This is a genomic window from Pseudobdellovibrionaceae bacterium (assembly GCA_023954155.1).
GTDB lineage: Bacteria > Bdellovibrionota > Bdellovibrionia > Bdellovibrionales > UBA1609 > JAMLIO01.
Genome location: JAMLIO010000002.1, coordinates 24,480 through 39,715, shown reverse-complemented (window position 1 = coordinate 39,715; position 15,236 = coordinate 24,480). Strand labels below are relative to the sequence as shown.

The window sequence follows — 15,236 nt, the reverse complement described above, 5'->3', positions numbered from 1 at the left end:
TTTACAATCTAATATCACCTCTACCACCACGTTATAATCGATGTCAGTTCGTATAATATTACCTGATCATTCAGAAAAAGTTTTTGATAGTGAACCTACGATTTTGCAGGTGGCAGAAAGCATTAGTCCTCGTCTGGCTAAGGCGACTGTCGGTGGTCTGCTCAATGGCGAAAAAGAGATCATAGATCTTCGTATGACCTTAAAGGACGGAACCCGTCTTGAGATTGTAACGGATAACAGCGAGCGAGGCCGAGAGGTATTGCGCCACTCAGCGGCTCACGTGATGGCACAAGCAGTGCAAAGTCTTTGGCCTGAAGTGAAGGTCACCATTGGTCCTGTGATTGACAATGGCTTTTACTATGATTTTGATTCCCCTCATGCGTTTACACCTGATGACCTTCCAAAAATCGAAAAGAAGATGGAAGAGTTTATTAAAAAGGATTTTCCTATCACTAAAGAAGTGGTGACCAAGGAAGACGCCCTGGCTCGATTTAAAGATCATGGGGAAAAGTATAAGATTGAACTGATCGAAGACTTGCCCGAAGGCACAGAGATCAGCATTTATCATCAGGACAATTGGTACGATCTATGTCGTGGTCCTCATGTTCAACGAAGTGGGCAGATCAAAGCCATTAAGCTGATGTCCATTGCTGGAGCTTACTGGCGTGGGGATGAAAAGCGTGAACGTCTACAAAGAATTTATGCAACGGCCTTTGAGGACAAGAAAGCCCTAAAAGAACATTTGGAGCTATTAGAAGAAGCTAAAAAAAGAGATCACAGAAAACTAGGCAAAGAATTAAATTTATTTACTTTTAATGATTTGGCGCCTGGGTCTCCGTTTTTTACTCCCAAAGGGACGATCATTTATAATCAATTGCAAAACTATATGCGTGAAAAGTATGTGAAGTATGGTTATCAGGAAGTGATCACGCCTCAAATTTATGATGTGGACCTTTACCACTGTAGTGGTCACTACAATAACTATAAAGACAACATGTACTTTACTGAAATCGACAAACGTGAATTTTCAGTAAAACCTATGAATTGTCCTGGGCATTGTTTGCTTTACGCTTCTGATAAAAAATCCTATCGTGATCTTCCTTATCGAATTGCCGATTTTGGGCGACTGCATCGTTATGAAAGAAGTGGGGTGATGCACGGACTGACTCGTGTGCGTACCTTCTGCCAAGATGACGCTCATATCTTTTGTGATATCAAAGACCTTGCGGCAGAAATTAAATCTTTTATGAGCTTTTTAGATGAAGTGTATAACGAGCTGGGAATGAGTGAATATCGAATTTACTTATCCACTCGTCCTGAACAGAGAATGGGATCAGATGAAGTGTGGGACAGAGCCGAAGGGGCTTTAGAAGCCGCTCTTAAAGCCATGGACTTACCCTATGTGATCAACGAAGGCGACGGCGCGTTCTATGGTCCTAAACTAGATATTATGTTTGTGGACGCCTTAAAGCGGCCTTGGCAGTTGGGGACCATTCAATGCGACTTCAATATGCCCGAGGCTTTTAATTTGACGTTTGTGGGAGCACAAAACTCTGAAGAGCGTCCTGTGATGCTTCATAGAGCCATCTTGGGTTCCTTAGAGCGATTCATTGGTGTGTATCTGGAGCACACAGCAGGACGTCTGCCTTTGTGGATGACCCCTACGCAGATTCGTATTTTGAATGTGTCTGAAGCGCAGACAGAATACTGCAAGAACATCGAACAAGCTTTATTTAAGTCAGGTGTTCGTGTGCATTTTGATGATAGAAATGAAAAATTAGGTTTTAAAATTCGTGAAGCGCAACTGGAAAAAGTTCCTTATATGCTCATCATTGGAGATCAGGAAGTAGAAAGCTCAACCATTTCAGTGCGTAATCGCGAAGGTAAAATGAGTTCTGGTATCTCTTTGATCAAATGGATTGCTATGCTCACCAGTGATATCGAAAACAAAGTGTTTCAAAGTACCATTTTAGAAAACCTAGAAGAGAATAACTAAATAACCTGGAGGAATGTTATTAAAGGACGTAAGACACAAAAAGACCTAGGTCACCGAATGAATCTACAAATCAGAGCACCTCAAGTTCGTGTGATCGGCGAAGACGGCGAAATGTTAGGGGTTTATACAGTGCCTGAAGCTGTAAGACTTGCAGAAGAAAAAGGTTTGGACCTGATCGAAATTGCGCCCCAAGCAAGTCCCCCCACATGTAAAATCATGGATTATGGCAAGTGGAAGTATGAGAATAAAAAGAAACAAGCCGAAGCCAGAAAAAACCAAGTTGTAGTTTCTATTAAAGAAGTGCAATTAAGACCTCGCACGGAAGAGCACGATCTAGAGACTAAGCTTAAACACGCCACTCGTTTTTTATTAGATGGCGATAAGGTGAAGATCAATCTGCGTTTTTCTGGAAGAGAGATGGCTCACCAAGAGTTAGGTTATGATCTTGTGAATAAATTCACATCCAGACTCGATGAGATTGCCATGGTGGAAGTCCCTCCTAAAAAAGAAGGGCGTCAGCTGTTTGCCATTGTTGCTCCTGATGCAAATAAAATTAAAGACTATAAAAAGAAGAAGGCCGAAGAGGCTGCGGCAAAACCTGCTGAAGGGTAAACGCACGAGGTATATGTTCCAAAAACACTAGGAGGGTGCAGCGAATGAGAACAGTCAACTTTGAAGACTTAAGCTCACTGCGCCCAAATATGAGCACTGGGGATCTAAAACATGCCCTAGGAGACTTTTGGACAGAACCAGATAAGGACCTAGAAGGTCGATTCTTTTCCCTGATTCCAGAATATGGTTTTGGGGTGAGGCTGGATAAAAACGCTCGTATCGGTGAGCTGCATTTTCACAATAAATTTCCATATCATATTGCAGTTGAAGGGATTCATATTGGAATGCCTCTTTATGAAGTGCAAGATCAGTTTTCTCATATGCAATTTCAAGTGGAAAAGGAACAGGGTGTATTAAGCCGCACTCGGTACTCCGCATTTCTGCCTTCGGGTTTTGAACTTGAAATCATCTTTTTTAAAGATCAAGTAGATATGTTTTGTTTAAGAGATAAAGAAGCTGAGTATCCCGATGTGTTTACACATGAGACCAAACTCAAGACGGCTTACGATCTTGCGGCTCTTCCTGCTCAGGTCTTAAAAGAACACTCAGGAAGACAATGGCAAAATGGTTGGTTGTTAGGACGTCCCCCAGGTTTGCCATCAGCTCAGTGGCCTCTAAGTTATAAAACGGGCTATCCTCTAAGACATGCGTTCACCTTAAAGCTTCCCCAAGCGTATCGTGTGTACAGTGCAGAGCATGTGGCTTTAAGCCTGTTTGTGGAAGATCACGGGGAGTACGTGGCTCCTAGCTCTTTGGTGGACCTTGCTCAGATCGTCACTGCTTTTGAAAAGGATAAAGTGCCAGAGGCGCAGTATCAGTTTTTATGGCAGCACGCTTTAGTCAAGCACCCTCATAGTTTTAGAGTGTCTGACCTTAATGGCCGAGAGTATGTCTTGTTGTGGCGCACGGAATCTGAGTTTATGGGGCCGCTTTATGATCCGCCTCATTTAGAGAACGAAACACTGTTGCTAGGCGTTTCTGCACCAAGTTGGTTAAAGTTAAACTCACAGTCATATTTTAAGTCACTCTACTTTTTTGATAAAAACGGTCTACCGCTTAAATATTTAGATACCGATGTGATGGGGATGGCATTTCCAATAGAAGTGCTAGAGCGTGATGCTGATCCTAACGTGGGGTTACCTCCAAGTGAAAGTCAGGTGAAGTCGTATGTGCCTATGTTTAGCTCTAAGGGGATCACTCTAGGGTTGGACAGATGGGCAGGAAAGACGCATTTAGGTGGCACTATGGGCGCTTTGCTCTCGCCAATGCGACTCAGCCCGTATTATTTAGAACTTGAAGGACACTTTGGTGGAATTCATAAGGGTGAGGGTGTGGGGCAGATTGACCTAAAGCTGATGCGCGTAGACTGGTCTTGTGGCTAAGTTTTAGTTTTGAAGTCTTCTCATTTGTGCTGCGTATTTGTGGGTTTTTACATAGGCTGCTAAGGTGTTGCTAATACAGTTTTTTGACCTGTACTAGTTTGTGAATTGAGGATATAACGAGTGAAAAGTAAGGGCTTTTTATGAGAGTAATTTGGGATTCATTAAGTGTGATGCTTTTAGTGCTGGCTCTGGGTGTTCTGTCTGGATGGACTTCTGCGGCTTACGCTAAAAAAGCGACGCCAAAATCTAAAACTCAAAAGCAAGCACAAGCCGTCTCTCAGGCCGATGAAGAGGATGATGATTTTGTGGATCGTCAAAATGCCGACCTTTCTCAGCTTGCAAGTAAAGAGGTGGTGATTGAGGGAGCGGTGTGTGATGCCTGCATTTACAAGATCAAATCCGTATTGCAAGAAAGCCCTGAGGTTTTTAAGGTGAACCATGAAGGTTTAAAAGACCTCTATATTTACTTTAATAAAGGCAAGTCTTTAAGTGATGCCAAAATTCAAGAGCTTGTCAGTGTTGCAGGATATAGAGTGGTGCAAATTAAACCCTCTACGTCTGGCAGTAAAACCATGGCCACTTCAGATGCAAAAAATAATAACAAAGCCCCAGCCACGGCTGAGAAAAAATAAAAGTTAAGAGTATTTATGTTTATCACCAACGACACCTTAGGCATTCAAGAGATCAGTTGCCAGACCCTTTTTGAAACTAAAGACACACAAGATTTCATTTTGATTGATGTCAGGCAACCTGACGAATTCACAGGTGAGCTTGGCCATATCGAAAACTCAAAGCTCATCACTCTAGGCCCCGAGCTCGAAGAGGAATTAGGGCGCCTAGATCAAACTCAAAGCTATATTTTTATATGCAGAAGCGGAGCCAGATCTGCCCACGCCACAGGTTATGCGCAAACCTTAGGATTTAATAAAGTGTATAACATGTTAGGCGGTATGATCGAATGGAACCGCCTAGGCTACCCCGTCCAATACTAACACCACCCACTTTTTTGTCCCTTCCCAGTAAGTTCAATTTTAAATTCAGTTTGATTTTAGATTGAGTTCTACCTTAGATTCCAACGCAGCAGAGACGGGTGCAAAGCGTCTTCGGCACGCGTTACCCTCTGGGGCCCTCGGCCCCACAGGCCAACGCGTGTCGGATACGCATTGCTCACTTCTGAGGTTGAAATCTAAGGTAGAACTCAATCTAAAATCAAACTGAATTTAAAATTGAACTTACTGGGAAGAGACAAAAAAGGCGACTTGTATAAGTTTTGAACAGAGGGCTGGGGTATATTTTAGTTGGGTGGGACTTAGTTTTGCACTTTGCTAGGGTATGAAAACATTAGCCTTTATATTTGTGGTTTTAGGGTTCTCAACGTCTGCTTTGGCGTTTGAGTTTAAGGATGCGTGTGCAAAGAGTGATGACACTTTGATTATTGGAGGTGTGGGTGACTTGTTGATTCATAAGTACATCCACATGGCAGCACAAAAACAAAGAAGTCACTATTCGTATTTATGGCAAAACATCGGCGAGCATGTGCGTGGCATGGATATTATGTATGCGAATTTGGAAACTCCACTTGCCAGAGGTGTAGCTAGGGATTTGACTCAGCGTAAGGACCCAGGTGTGTATTGGGATGAAAAGGAATACATTTATTCGGGTTACCCTGCATTTAACACTCATCCAGTTTTAGCACAAAATTTAAAAGCAGGTGGATTTGATGTTGTGTCCACAGCTAACAATCATGCCGCAGACAGAGGACTTATTGGTATTGATGCCACCATCGATGCTTTGGAAGAGGCAGGACTGCCTTACACTGGAACTCGTCGCAAAGGTTCAAGAGACTCTTACATTACTATTGTAAATAAAAAAGGCTGGAAGGTGGCGTTTATTGCTTGCACTTACGGAGTCAATGGTGGAGCTAAAACCGCAAGCCAAGTGTTACACTGTTACTCCCAGCGTGATCTTTTGTTCTCTGAAATTGCTGTAGCCAAACGCCATGCTGATGCCGTAGTGGTGACCCCTCATTGGGGCAACGAAGATTCTTTTCAGCCTACCAGAGACCAGATCAATCTAGGAGCACAGATTGCTGAAGCTGGAGCAGATGTCATTATTGGGACTCATGCCCATCGCATTCAACCTATGGAAAAGTATAACACTCGAGACGGACGTGAAGTTCCTATTTATTACGGAACAGGAAACTTTGTCAGCTCTCAACCAGGAGTGAATAAGATTGGTCTGATGGCCGTAGTCGGTTTATCTAAAAGAGGCAATAAGGTGTGGGTGAACGGAGCTAGGTATTTGCCACTTTATATGACAGCGTCGTATTTAAGCGTAGATTTTTTGGATCGATTAAAAGGTCGAAATGACTCTTGGAAGACCGTCAACCAAGTGATGCGAAATTCTGAAGCCTTGATGGGGTCTTCAGAGCGATTAACCGCCAGACCCCAATGTCATTAGTTTTAGTTATTAGAGGTTCTTTTGTAACCAAGATAAACTTTCTTCATAGAGGTCTTTAGAGTTTTCGCTAAAACCCACCATGAGTTCTTTATCGTTAAAGCGCATTTTGATTTCATCACTTGAAGCTGAAGTGTAGTAACATTTTACAGAATCTAGTTTACCTTTGATTTTGCTTGCAAATTGATTTTCAGTGCACAAGTCAAACTCTAAAGCTTTAGCAATGTCTCCGCACATAGCGCCAGGACTTTGTGAAGCTCCTAGAAACCCTTTAAATCGAATGGGTTCAAATTCAAAACGAATCTTCTTTTTACAAGATTTTTGGGCGCCTTTTTCAGCCACTTTTAAATCCTCTTTCCATTCAGAAAAAAGCTCCTTATCGCCCTTGCCTCTTTTAGTTTTAGGTAAGCGGTCGATTCTTTTGGTTTCGCGTTCTGCCCGGTCGGCAGTGTCGTTAGCAGATTCAATGGTTTTAAGTGTGTTGTTCACTTTATCTAAAAATCCTGCATGAGCAGTTGCCGCAAATAAAAAGGACACTGTGATCACAAGTAAATTTCTCATATTTAAGCTCCCGTATATAGAGTCATTTTGCCATGCTAAAAATGACAAAACAATTCTTTGGAATGAGTTCAGGACTTGGGCGCAGGTGGTTCTATGTTAAGCTGTACGATTTCGATATTGACAGACTTAAGAAGCTCTACAGATTCGCTACAGCGGTACTCATGGCGGAAGAAGACCTTTTTTACCCCACCTAGATTGATCAGACGTTTAGCGCATGCCACGCAAGGAAGGTGGGTGACAAAAACATACTTTTCCACAAATCGAGGAGAATCACAGTTGATCACGGCGTTCTCTTCAGAGTGTAAGCAGCCACAGTTGCCTGTCTCGTCGCGATCACAGGTGTTGGGTAGGCCCGCCGCATTGCCATTATAACCTACAGCAAGAACCTTGCGGTAATCCGTAGAGGTGATGACTGTGCCCACGTTCAGTCGTTTACACGTGGAGCGTCTAGCCAAGGTTAAAGCCAGTTGCATATAAATCTCTTCAAAGCTGGGACGTTCAGTTTTGGGGGTGTTCTTTGTGGTTTCCATTAGAGCCTCTGTGGTAGGTCTAGCAGTGTGACATCCTTGCTGAAATAAAGAAATATTTGCCGCTAGACAATATGAAGTTGGAGGAATGAGCCCTCATGCTCAGTGCATATTTTGGGGGCTCATTGATCAAAATTAAAAATCCGGGAAAGAAGCACGTATTTGTATGAACTGTGTTACAAACACGTAGACGCCAAAACTGCTCACCAAGAGATTTTAAACTTCTACGATCAAGACCTGCTTTTTGACTTCGACACCGAATCCTACGTGGACTCTTGGGTTGATGGTGATGCAGTGATCGTTTTAGCTTTCAATGGAAAAGTGATGGACGACGGCCTCACCGAAGAAGAAGCCACTCTAGAGTACGCCATTCAGACCTGCGGGTTTTAGTTCTTTTATATTGTCTAAGTTACCCACGTCCACGGTTTACAGATGACGGTGAGTGGTCATTGTAGTATATTAAAATTATGTCGATCAATTCAGAAAAAGATTTAATAGGGCTACGTACGGTGGGTCGAGTTGTGGCCCGCTGTCTACAGCATATGCAAGCTAAACTTGAGCCAGGAATAACTACAGCAGAATTAGATTCTATCGGGGGAGAGTTTCTTGCCGCACATGGTGCAAGATCGGCCCCGAAGATCACTTATAACTTTCCTGGCTATACCTGTATAAGTGTGAACGAAGAGGCTGCTCATGGTATCCCAGGTTCAAAAGTTCTCAAAGCGGGTGATCTTGTAAACATTGATGTATCGGCAGAGTTAGATGGTTATTTTGCAGATACAGGGGGTTCATCCATCATTCCTCCAGAATCTAAATTACATTTACAAATATGTGCCGTTGCAAAGAGCGCTCTTGAGAAAGCCATGTTAGAAGCGCGAGCTGGTGCTAAGTTAAATCGTATAGGACTTGCAATAGAAACCGAAGCCATTAGAAATGGCTTTACAGTCATAGAAAACATTGGAAGTCATGGAGTAGGACGAGCTCTCCATGAGGAGCCTGATTTTATTGCGGGTTATTATGATAGAAAAGACAAGAGAGTATTAAGAGAAAACCAAGTTATCACTATTGAGCCGTTCGTTTCCTCTGGGGCGCGAGAAGTTTTTGATAGCGGTGATGGATGGACTCTTATGACAAATCCTGGAATTTTTACGGCGCAGTATGAGCATACACTTGTCATTACTAAGGGTAAGCCTCTGATAATGACCTTGCCAGCTTAGGGAGGAGTTTAGAGCCTTTCACTTTGGCCAAATATCGAGTATATCTGAATTTGATATGTCGCTTTTACTTAATGGAGCTAATCCCACAACGACTCAATTGCAACAGCAAGAAAAAGTATATTCAGATTATATTTCTGCGTGTGTGGCTTCTGAAAACTGCACTTCATTTGTAACATGGGGATTTACTGATCATGTGAGTTGGATTCCTAAACACTTCCCAGGTTTTGGTTCAGCCCATATTTGGGATAAAAATTATAATCCTAAACCACATATTTACCCTAAGCTATTAGAGAGCTTAGAGTGAGTTAAATATAAATTCATACTCACATCTATTATCTATAATAGCCTTGCCGAAGGCGAACCGATATTAGCAGTTCAGAACTCAGCGAAAATGTAAATTGAGTACAACTAATTAAAGAACTGGCGGGGCGGACGGGACTCGAACCCGCGACCTCCGGCGTGACAGGCCAGCATTCTAACCAACTAAACTACCGCCCCAGCTCATTGAAGCATTAGTGATAGCTATAAAATGAAGTGGTGTAAAGAAAATATTTTAAAATCCTTCTAAAACGCCTAAATATGCAAGAAAACTCATCAATCAGTTCTGTGTGCATGCTTAAATTGCACGCATAAAAAAATGATAGACGTTAGCATTTGCATCAGGTCTAATTGTCTTAAAGGGAACACAAAAATCATTTTTAAATTTGAGTGTTTTTAGGACTTTGATGGGTCCATGACAGCGCATCTTAGAGGTTCGTGATAGATGCTGCGATGTCAGCGATATTTTGGAGGGGTCTGTGCGTAGAAAGCTGAGTCTTGCTGTTTTTGCAGTGCTAGTCCTTGTTGGGACCTACGGTGTTGTGACTCCTTTTTTGGGTTCAGATTATATCTATTTGCCCCCCGTAGAAAAACAGATGAACGAGATGGCGCGGGAAAATCCAGCCATGTTGAACTTAGTTAAAAAACGAAATGAAAAGCAACTTCTACGCTCTAAGAAGGTGACGGAATGGTCGATCTGTTACATTCATGGTTTTACGGCAAGCCCCATGGAACTTCAGCCTGTGGTTACAAATATTGCCAAAGACTTACGGGCCAATCTTTTTGTCACACGACTTTCAGGTCATGGCTTAAGAGACCCCAACTTTATGGAACGAGTGCAAGGTCAAAACTGGATTGATGATGCCATGGAGTGCCTCACTGTGGCGCAAATGATGGGGAACAAAACCATATTGATGGGAACAAGTTTTGGCGGAACTCTAGCAACACTTGTGACTCTCAATGCACCGAAACCTCCAGATGCTTTGGTTTTGGTGTCACCGAATTTTGGAATTAAAGACAAAGCCGCATTTTTACTTGCTGGGGGCTTGGGGAAATTTATCATCAAGATGATGTTTGGCACATATAGAGAATTCCCCGCAGAAAATAAAGCGCATGGTTATTTCTGGACCACCAAACATCCTGCTATCGCATTGCAAGAGTTCATGCGTGTCACATTGGCATTAAAAAAACAAGACTACTCCCAGTTGCACACTCCCACGCTTATCGCGTATTCTCCTGATGATGAGGTCCTAGATGTGTCTCAGATCAAAAGCTTTTACAATAAAATCAAACCTAAAGTGAAACTTCTGATCTCTGAGCCTGAATGGGATCGTCACGTGTTGGCAGGAGATATTGTAAACCCTAAGGGGAACAAAGCCCTTAGATTTTATGTGACAGATTTTGTAAATAAGAACTTATGATTAAAAAATTACTTGTGCTGTCTTTGTGGGTGTCAGGCTGCGCGCTTGGTCCGAAGGACACATCTTTAGAGCATAGAAGAGCGCAATTTCAAAATACGCGGCTCAATACACAGCAGCCTGTGGACGTAGTGTGGAACTCTTACGGTGTACCACGAGTGGCAGCCCAAACAGATGCGGATTTGTTTTACACAGTCGGTGTTTTGCAAATGCACTTGCGCCGCTCACAACTTGAGTTTTTAAGAATGATCTCGCAAGGCCGAGTCTCTGAAATGTTGGGTGGGTCCACCAAAAATATAGATTACTTTTTACGTGCACTTAACTTTCCCAAGATCGCTCAAAAAAATTGGGAGCATGTGTCTGAAGAGACTAAAAATGCTTTAGAACAAATGGCGCGAGGGATGAATGACTACGTGGAACAAAATCCACAAAGAGCCATAGACTTAAAATTATCAGGCATTGCACCTACTTCATGGACCGCCAGTGATCTCGCCACCATACATAAATTTATCTCTATTGATGTCAACTGGATCATGTTCGCGCAAGTGCTGAATTTTGCACAAAGGCCTTACTATCAAAAGCTCTGGGACTCTTGGAGAGGTGAAGACTCCTTCATCCAGTTGCTCTTGCAAGATTTAAAGTCCAAAAGTTCAAGCGCGGCAGTGGTCCCTTCAAAGTCTTTGGGTTCAGAAGAGATGGACTCATCGCCGCCTTTTGATTTCAAAAATAAAACTCAAGCCACTCAGTCTTCTGGTGTGGATCAAGATAGGCTCTTATTGCAAACTTTGACCGAGGCCTACACTCGATCAGGAAGTAACGCCTTTGCTGTAGGAAAATCAAAAACTGGAGATGCGGCCATTTTATCTAACGATCCTCATCTTGGGATCATGATTCCCAATATGTGGCTCTTTATGGTGCTTGAATCCCCGAGTTTTAAAACTATGGGATTTATGATGCCTACATTTCCTTTACCCGCAGTCGGTCGGAATGCTCACATCGCCTGGGGTGGAACCAATATGTGGGGGATCAGTTCACACTTAAGTGAAGTGTCTGAAGACGATTTAAAGACCGCCACCCACAGAGAAGAACATATTAAAGTGCGTTGGGGCCGAGATCAAAAGGTCACTCTTCGAGAGGTGAAGGGCCTACCCATTGTGACCGATGTTCCACTGTTTTCTTATCCCAAAGCTTTATCTTTGTACTGGGTAGGCATGGAAGATTCTGATGAAGTGCTGTCATTTTTTAAAATCAATCAAGCCACAAACTGGAAAGAGTTTGAGCAGGCCTTTGTCACTTACGCCGCTTCAGGGCAAAACTTTGTGTATGCCGATAAGAAGGGAAATGTAGGGCGACTGTCGGCGTTTAGGCAGTTGCAGTTAGAACAAGAATTTAAAATCCCATTACCTGAGTCTATAAAGCATAAAACATTTAAAAACGTCACAAGCTTGCCGCAGGTTTATAACCCTTCATCAGGCTTTGTGGTCAGTGCTAACGAGGCTCTTAAGCATCAAGGTTCGCTGCCCATATCTTTGTTTCACGCTCCGAATGACAGAGTGTCTCGGATGACTCAGGTGTTGTCACAAACACCTAAAGTGAATTTGTCCCAAGTGCGCGAGGTGCAGCTAGACACATTTTCCCCATCTGCAAAAGATCTAACGGAAGTGCTGTTAAAAGTACTAGAGGATCAAGAGGAAGCGATTTTACTTCACCCTGTGTATAAGACTCTTAAAGAGTGGAATGGCTACTATGAACAAGAATCTCAAGGAGCCTTAGTGTTTGAAGTTCTCAGCGCAAGGCTTATGGAGGCTTACTGGGATAAGATTAAAAAACATTTACAAGCTTCACCAGAAGCCGAGAAGGAGCTCTACCAATTTTATACTCGGTCTACAAAGTGGCGTGAAGATTTAGGTAAGGCTTTGGCTCAGGATCAGGAGTTTGTGAAGGCCCAAGCGTGGCTCACGCATTTAAATGTGACACAAGTTCGTTTGCATGAATATCAAAGCTGGGGAAACTTTCACCCTTTAACACTCGCGCATCCCATGAGTCGTGTTCCTCTGATTGGGAAAAAATTTAAATTTTATGAAGGCCCCTATAGTGGTGGGAATGAAACTTTGATGAAATCGGCCCACCCCCTTAGTGCAACCAAAGCTCCTGTCAGTTATGGTGCCCAGGCCAGATGGATGACGGATTTGTCTTCTGAAGACGAAAATTATTTTATCCTTTTAGGTGGGCAAGATGGTTGGCTGAGCAGTCCCAACACTAACGACCAAACACCTTTGTGGCTTAAGGGTGAGTATCTTCAAATCCCTTTTAACAAAGAGGCGTTTTTGAGATCGGGTGTGCGCTCTGACTTTGGGTCATAGTGAGGTGGCGCGCTTGGTCATTTGTGACTTTTAAAGCCCATAAAGCCCTAGTTCTACGCATTTTAAAGCCTGAGTTCAGAGATAATATTAAGATTTGGTTGAGCACTTAGACAAAGCTTGATCTTAGGTGAAAAACTTAAGACGCTCTTGGGGTCAGATCAAAAACCTAGACCATGAAAAGCTAAGGGGGCATAAGTGGGGGCATCAACACAAATCATTAAAACACAGCGATCACACACACACATTCTTGGAGCCATTTTTCTGGTTCTGTGGGGTTTAGCTGGATGTCAACCGCGAGATGTGGATCCTCGTTATGGCACCGTCGAAGCAGGTAAAGTCGGATCTATGGTGGCCAACATCAGATCTGTAAAATCGCCTTCTAAAAATTTTGATTTCAAAGTGAATTATATAGAAGTAAAAGATCAGGTCGGAGCCCAGCTCTCTACATGTTCTGGTGGTGTATGGGATGACATCCGAGTGCATGACCGTTCCAAAAAAGATGTGGTGTATAAATCTATTTACTCTGGCCAAAGAGTGGCTGCGATAGGGGCTGCGAACAACTGCCATAAAGTGGGCCGACGTGTACTGATTTCCAGTGTGAGTGATGGTACGGGCAGTAACTATGGCCATGCTGTGGTGACGAAGTTAATGCTTATTGACCGTAGTGAAATCACAGAAGAGATGAAAGCCGCTTTGGATATCAATGACTTTGCGTTAGATTCTATTTTAAGAGAGTCACAGACGGCGAGCATTCTTGTGTTTAAGTATGTAGAAGGTTCTGCCCCTGCAGAAGAGCGATTTTTAAGTGCTGATGTGGTGGTGCCTAACGGTGTGCCTGAAGGACAGGTAGGAAGTTTAGTGACTTCCCTTGAAGGGCTTGATTCTCCATCCAAAGACTTAATCGTTGAGAACAGTGTAGAGGCTGTAGAAAAGATCGGTGCAAGTCTATCCACATGCTCTAGAGGGGGTTGGACTGACATTCGTGTGTATGACAGAAATCTTTCTGACCAAGACTACAAAGCACTGTATTCAAACATTTATACTGGAGAGCGTGTTGCCGACATCAACCGCGCCCGTAACTGTCATACAGTAGGCATGCGCATTCTTATTGGCAGTCTGCAAGCGGGTGATGGAAGTCACTTTGGTGAAGCCGTTGTTACAGGAATTTATATTTTTAATGTTGAGGATTTAACAGACGAACTTTTAGCACAAGCAGGGTTTGATCGTGAAGGCTTACAAAGATACTTAAAGCCAGGAGAGACGCAATTGAGCTACCTAGTGTTTAAGTACTTAAGAGGTACGGCAACTCAAGAAGCGCAATTCTTAAATGCAGCGACTCCTGTAGCGCCAGAAGAGGGTGCGGAGCCTAATCCCGCTGTGGTGACAGTTCCTCCAAGTGTTATACCTGCAGGACCAGAAGGTGAGGAGCCTGCCGAGGGGACGACACCTCCTAGTGTCACTCCAGGACCAGCAGTCAGTAATACTAACCCAGCAACACACTCCACATTTATACAAAGAGTAGAAAGTGTGAACGCCGACATTCAAGTGGCAGAGTATGTGAATCGCAAAGCGCTTTTAAGCACTTGCACGTCGAACAGAGCTTGGACGGACTTTAGAAGTTTTAGAAAACTGGATTCAGAAATGATCGCTGGAAAAAGAACCATGGCGATCACTAAAGGTAAAAACAACTGCTACCAGCCGACAGACATTTTAAACATTCATTCTAGTGATGGCACGGTTTACGAGGGCCAAGTTCTGATCAAGGAAGTCTTTGTGATGCGAGCTTCTGACCTCACACCAGAGATCATTGCTGCCACTGCCCAATCTCAATCAGATGTGGTGACATATATTGGTTCAGAAGAGTGGGTGCACGTGACTGTATTTGAGTATGTCCCTTACAACGCAGCTCTTGCCAGTGAAGTGGTAGATGAAAACAATTTAGATGTTCCTGTGGTTGTAGAAGGGGCCGTGGCTTCGCGTCCTGGGCATGTTTTAAGTTCATGTCAGCAAAGTGTAAATCCCATGCTATTTGTAAACGCCCAAGATGAAGCGGCCTTTGCAACGTCATCTTACAAGAAGGCTTATGTGTTATCGCAAACTCCTTGTTGGGCCGTGGGTTCTGTTGTGACCCTGACACATATTGAAACGGGCGTGACCGTTTTAGATCAAAGAGTCAGACTGACCCGTGTAGAGCAAAAGACCCTTGCTGAAATGACAGCCGAAGACTTAAAACAACTGGGCTATGCAGATATCACAACACTTGCCACAGCTTTATCACAGCTTTGGGGCAAAACTGTGACTATGGATCAGCTTGTTACGGTTATTTTTATTAGAAATTAAGTTGCGACCTAGGTCTGGGGCGCACAACTAAGAATTGAGTTATAT

The 15,236-nt window shown here is 43.3% G+C and carries 14 protein-coding genes and 1 tRNA gene; 12 read left to right on the top strand and 3 right to left on the bottom strand.

The genetic code is table 11. The annotated features are described in order from the left end of the window. Positions 1 to 40 precede the first annotated feature (40 nt). The 6 genes from thrS (at position 41) to M9899_02940 (ending at position 6,450) form a co-directional block, all read left to right on the top strand. Positions 41 to 1,996, top strand: coding sequence for a threonine--tRNA ligase (gene thrS / locus M9899_02965; protein ID MCO5113116.1), 1,956 nt, complete (start codon positions 41 to 43; stop codon positions 1,994 to 1,996). Between the two features lie 57 nt (positions 1,997 to 2,053). Then, positions 2,054 to 2,608 carry a translation initiation factor IF-3 gene (gene infC / locus M9899_02960; GenBank protein MCO5113115.1) on the top strand — a complete coding sequence of 185 codons (555 nt, stop codon included), beginning with the start codon at positions 2,054 to 2,056 and terminating at the stop codon, positions 2,606 to 2,608. A gap of 44 nt (positions 2,609 to 2,652) precedes the next feature. Further along, positions 2,653 to 3,990 (top strand): hypothetical protein, encoded by a 1,338-nt coding sequence (locus M9899_02955; GenBank protein ID MCO5113114.1) that lies wholly within the window; start codon positions 2,653 to 2,655, stop codon positions 3,988 to 3,990. Positions 3,991 to 4,130: 140 nt separating this feature from the next. Then, complete coding sequence (locus M9899_02950) at positions 4,131 to 4,622, top strand: hypothetical protein (protein MCO5113113.1); 492 nt, start codon at positions 4,131 to 4,133, stop codon at positions 4,620 to 4,622. A 15-nt stretch (positions 4,623 to 4,637) separates the two neighbouring features. Continuing rightward, the gene (locus M9899_02945) at positions 4,638 to 4,982 is read left to right on the top strand and encodes a rhodanese-like domain-containing protein (GenBank protein ID MCO5113112.1); all 345 of its coding nucleotides are present in this window, start codon (positions 4,638 to 4,640) and stop codon (positions 4,980 to 4,982) included. Positions 4,983 to 5,322: 340 nt separating this feature from the next. Next, positions 5,323 to 6,450: a CapA family protein gene (locus tag M9899_02940; protein ID MCO5113111.1), complete on the top strand. Its 1,128-nt coding sequence runs from the start codon at positions 5,323 to 5,325 to the stop codon at positions 6,448 to 6,450. A 9-nt stretch (positions 6,451 to 6,459) separates the two neighbouring features. Here M9899_02940 and M9899_02935 read toward each other — a convergent pair whose 3' ends face one another. Together M9899_02935 and M9899_02930 are read right to left on the bottom strand one after the other, a co-directional pair. Continuing rightward, positions 6,460 to 7,008: a hypothetical protein gene (locus tag M9899_02935; protein ID MCO5113110.1), complete on the bottom strand. Its 549-nt coding sequence runs from the start codon at positions 7,006 to 7,008 to the stop codon at positions 6,460 to 6,462. Positions 7,009 to 7,076: 68 nt separating this feature from the next. Beyond that, positions 7,077 to 7,538, bottom strand: a complete 462-nt coding sequence (locus M9899_02930; GenBank protein MCO5113109.1) for a deaminase — start codon at positions 7,536 to 7,538, stop codon at positions 7,077 to 7,079. A gap of 159 nt (positions 7,539 to 7,697) precedes the next feature. Between M9899_02930 and M9899_02925 the strand changes: the two genes are divergently transcribed. The 3 genes from M9899_02925 to M9899_02915 all read left to right on the top strand — a co-directional run bounded on the left by M9899_02925 (position 7,698) and on the right by M9899_02915 (position 9,056). Beyond that, on the top strand, positions 7,698 to 7,925 hold the full coding sequence (locus M9899_02925; GenBank protein ID MCO5113108.1) for a hypothetical protein: 228 nt from the start codon (positions 7,698 to 7,700) through the stop codon (positions 7,923 to 7,925). 77 nt (positions 7,926 to 8,002) lie between these two features. Next, entirely contained in the window at positions 8,003 to 8,752 is a 750-nt protein-coding gene (map, locus tag M9899_02920) for a type I methionyl aminopeptidase (GenBank protein ID MCO5113107.1), read from the top strand. A 55-nt stretch (positions 8,753 to 8,807) separates the two neighbouring features. Further along, positions 8,808 to 9,056, top strand: a complete 249-nt coding sequence (locus tag M9899_02915; protein MCO5113106.1) for an endo-1,4-beta-xylanase — start codon at positions 8,808 to 8,810, stop codon at positions 9,054 to 9,056. A gap of 117 nt (positions 9,057 to 9,173) precedes the next feature. Here the strand turns inward: M9899_02915 and M9899_02910 are convergent. Then, positions 9,174 to 9,250: transfer RNA gene (locus tag M9899_02910), tRNA-Asp, on the bottom strand. 299 nt (positions 9,251 to 9,549) lie between these two features. On the opposite strand from M9899_02910, the gene M9899_02905 reads away from it, so the two are divergent. The 3 genes from M9899_02905 to M9899_02895 all read left to right on the top strand — a co-directional run bounded on the left by M9899_02905 (position 9,550) and on the right by M9899_02895 (position 15,191). Next, positions 9,550 to 10,491, top strand: a complete 942-nt coding sequence (locus tag M9899_02905) for a lysophospholipase (GenBank protein ID MCO5113105.1) — start codon at positions 9,550 to 9,552, stop codon at positions 10,489 to 10,491. Next, positions 10,488 to 12,851 carry a penicillin acylase family protein gene (locus M9899_02900; GenBank protein ID MCO5113104.1) on the top strand — a complete coding sequence of 788 codons (2,364 nt, stop codon included), beginning with the start codon at positions 10,488 to 10,490 and terminating at the stop codon, positions 12,849 to 12,851. The genes M9899_02905 and M9899_02900 overlap by 4 nt, the downstream gene beginning before the upstream one ends. Before the next feature lie 195 nt (positions 12,852 to 13,046). Beyond that, positions 13,047 to 15,191 carry a hypothetical protein gene (locus M9899_02895; GenBank protein MCO5113103.1) on the top strand — a complete coding sequence of 715 codons (2,145 nt, stop codon included), beginning with the start codon at positions 13,047 to 13,049 and terminating at the stop codon, positions 15,189 to 15,191. Positions 15,192 to 15,236 lie beyond the last annotated feature (45 nt).

Excerpts from the sequence above, each read along its gene's own strand:
- thrS (MCO5113116.1), top strand. The coding sequence starts at position 41 with ATGTCAGTTCGTATAATATTACCTGATCATTCAGAAAAAGTTTTTGAT.
- M9899_02900 (MCO5113104.1), top strand. The coding sequence starts at position 10,488 with ATGATTAAAAAATTACTTGTGCTGTCTTTGTGGGTGTCAGGCTGCGCG.
- M9899_02955 (MCO5113114.1), top strand. The coding sequence starts at position 2,653 with ATGAGAACAGTCAACTTTGAAGACTTAAGCTCACTGCGCCCAAATATG.
- M9899_02940 (MCO5113111.1), top strand. The coding sequence starts at position 5,323 with ATGAAAACATTAGCCTTTATATTTGTGGTTTTAGGGTTCTCAACGTCT.
- M9899_02930 (MCO5113109.1), bottom strand. The coding sequence starts at position 7,538 with ATGGAAACCACAAAGAACACCCCCAAAACTGAACGTCCCAGCTTTGAA.
- M9899_02935 (MCO5113110.1), bottom strand. The coding sequence starts at position 7,008 with ATGAGAAATTTACTTGTGATCACAGTGTCCTTTTTATTTGCGGCAACT.
- M9899_02950 (MCO5113113.1), top strand. The coding sequence starts at position 4,131 with ATGAGAGTAATTTGGGATTCATTAAGTGTGATGCTTTTAGTGCTGGCT.
- map (MCO5113107.1), top strand. The coding sequence starts at position 8,003 with ATGTCGATCAATTCAGAAAAAGATTTAATAGGGCTACGTACGGTGGGT.
- infC (MCO5113115.1), top strand. The coding sequence starts at position 2,054 with ATGAATCTACAAATCAGAGCACCTCAAGTTCGTGTGATCGGCGAAGAC.
- M9899_02945 (MCO5113112.1), top strand. The coding sequence starts at position 4,638 with ATGTTTATCACCAACGACACCTTAGGCATTCAAGAGATCAGTTGCCAG.
- M9899_02915 (MCO5113106.1), top strand. The coding sequence starts at position 8,808 with ATGTCGCTTTTACTTAATGGAGCTAATCCCACAACGACTCAATTGCAA.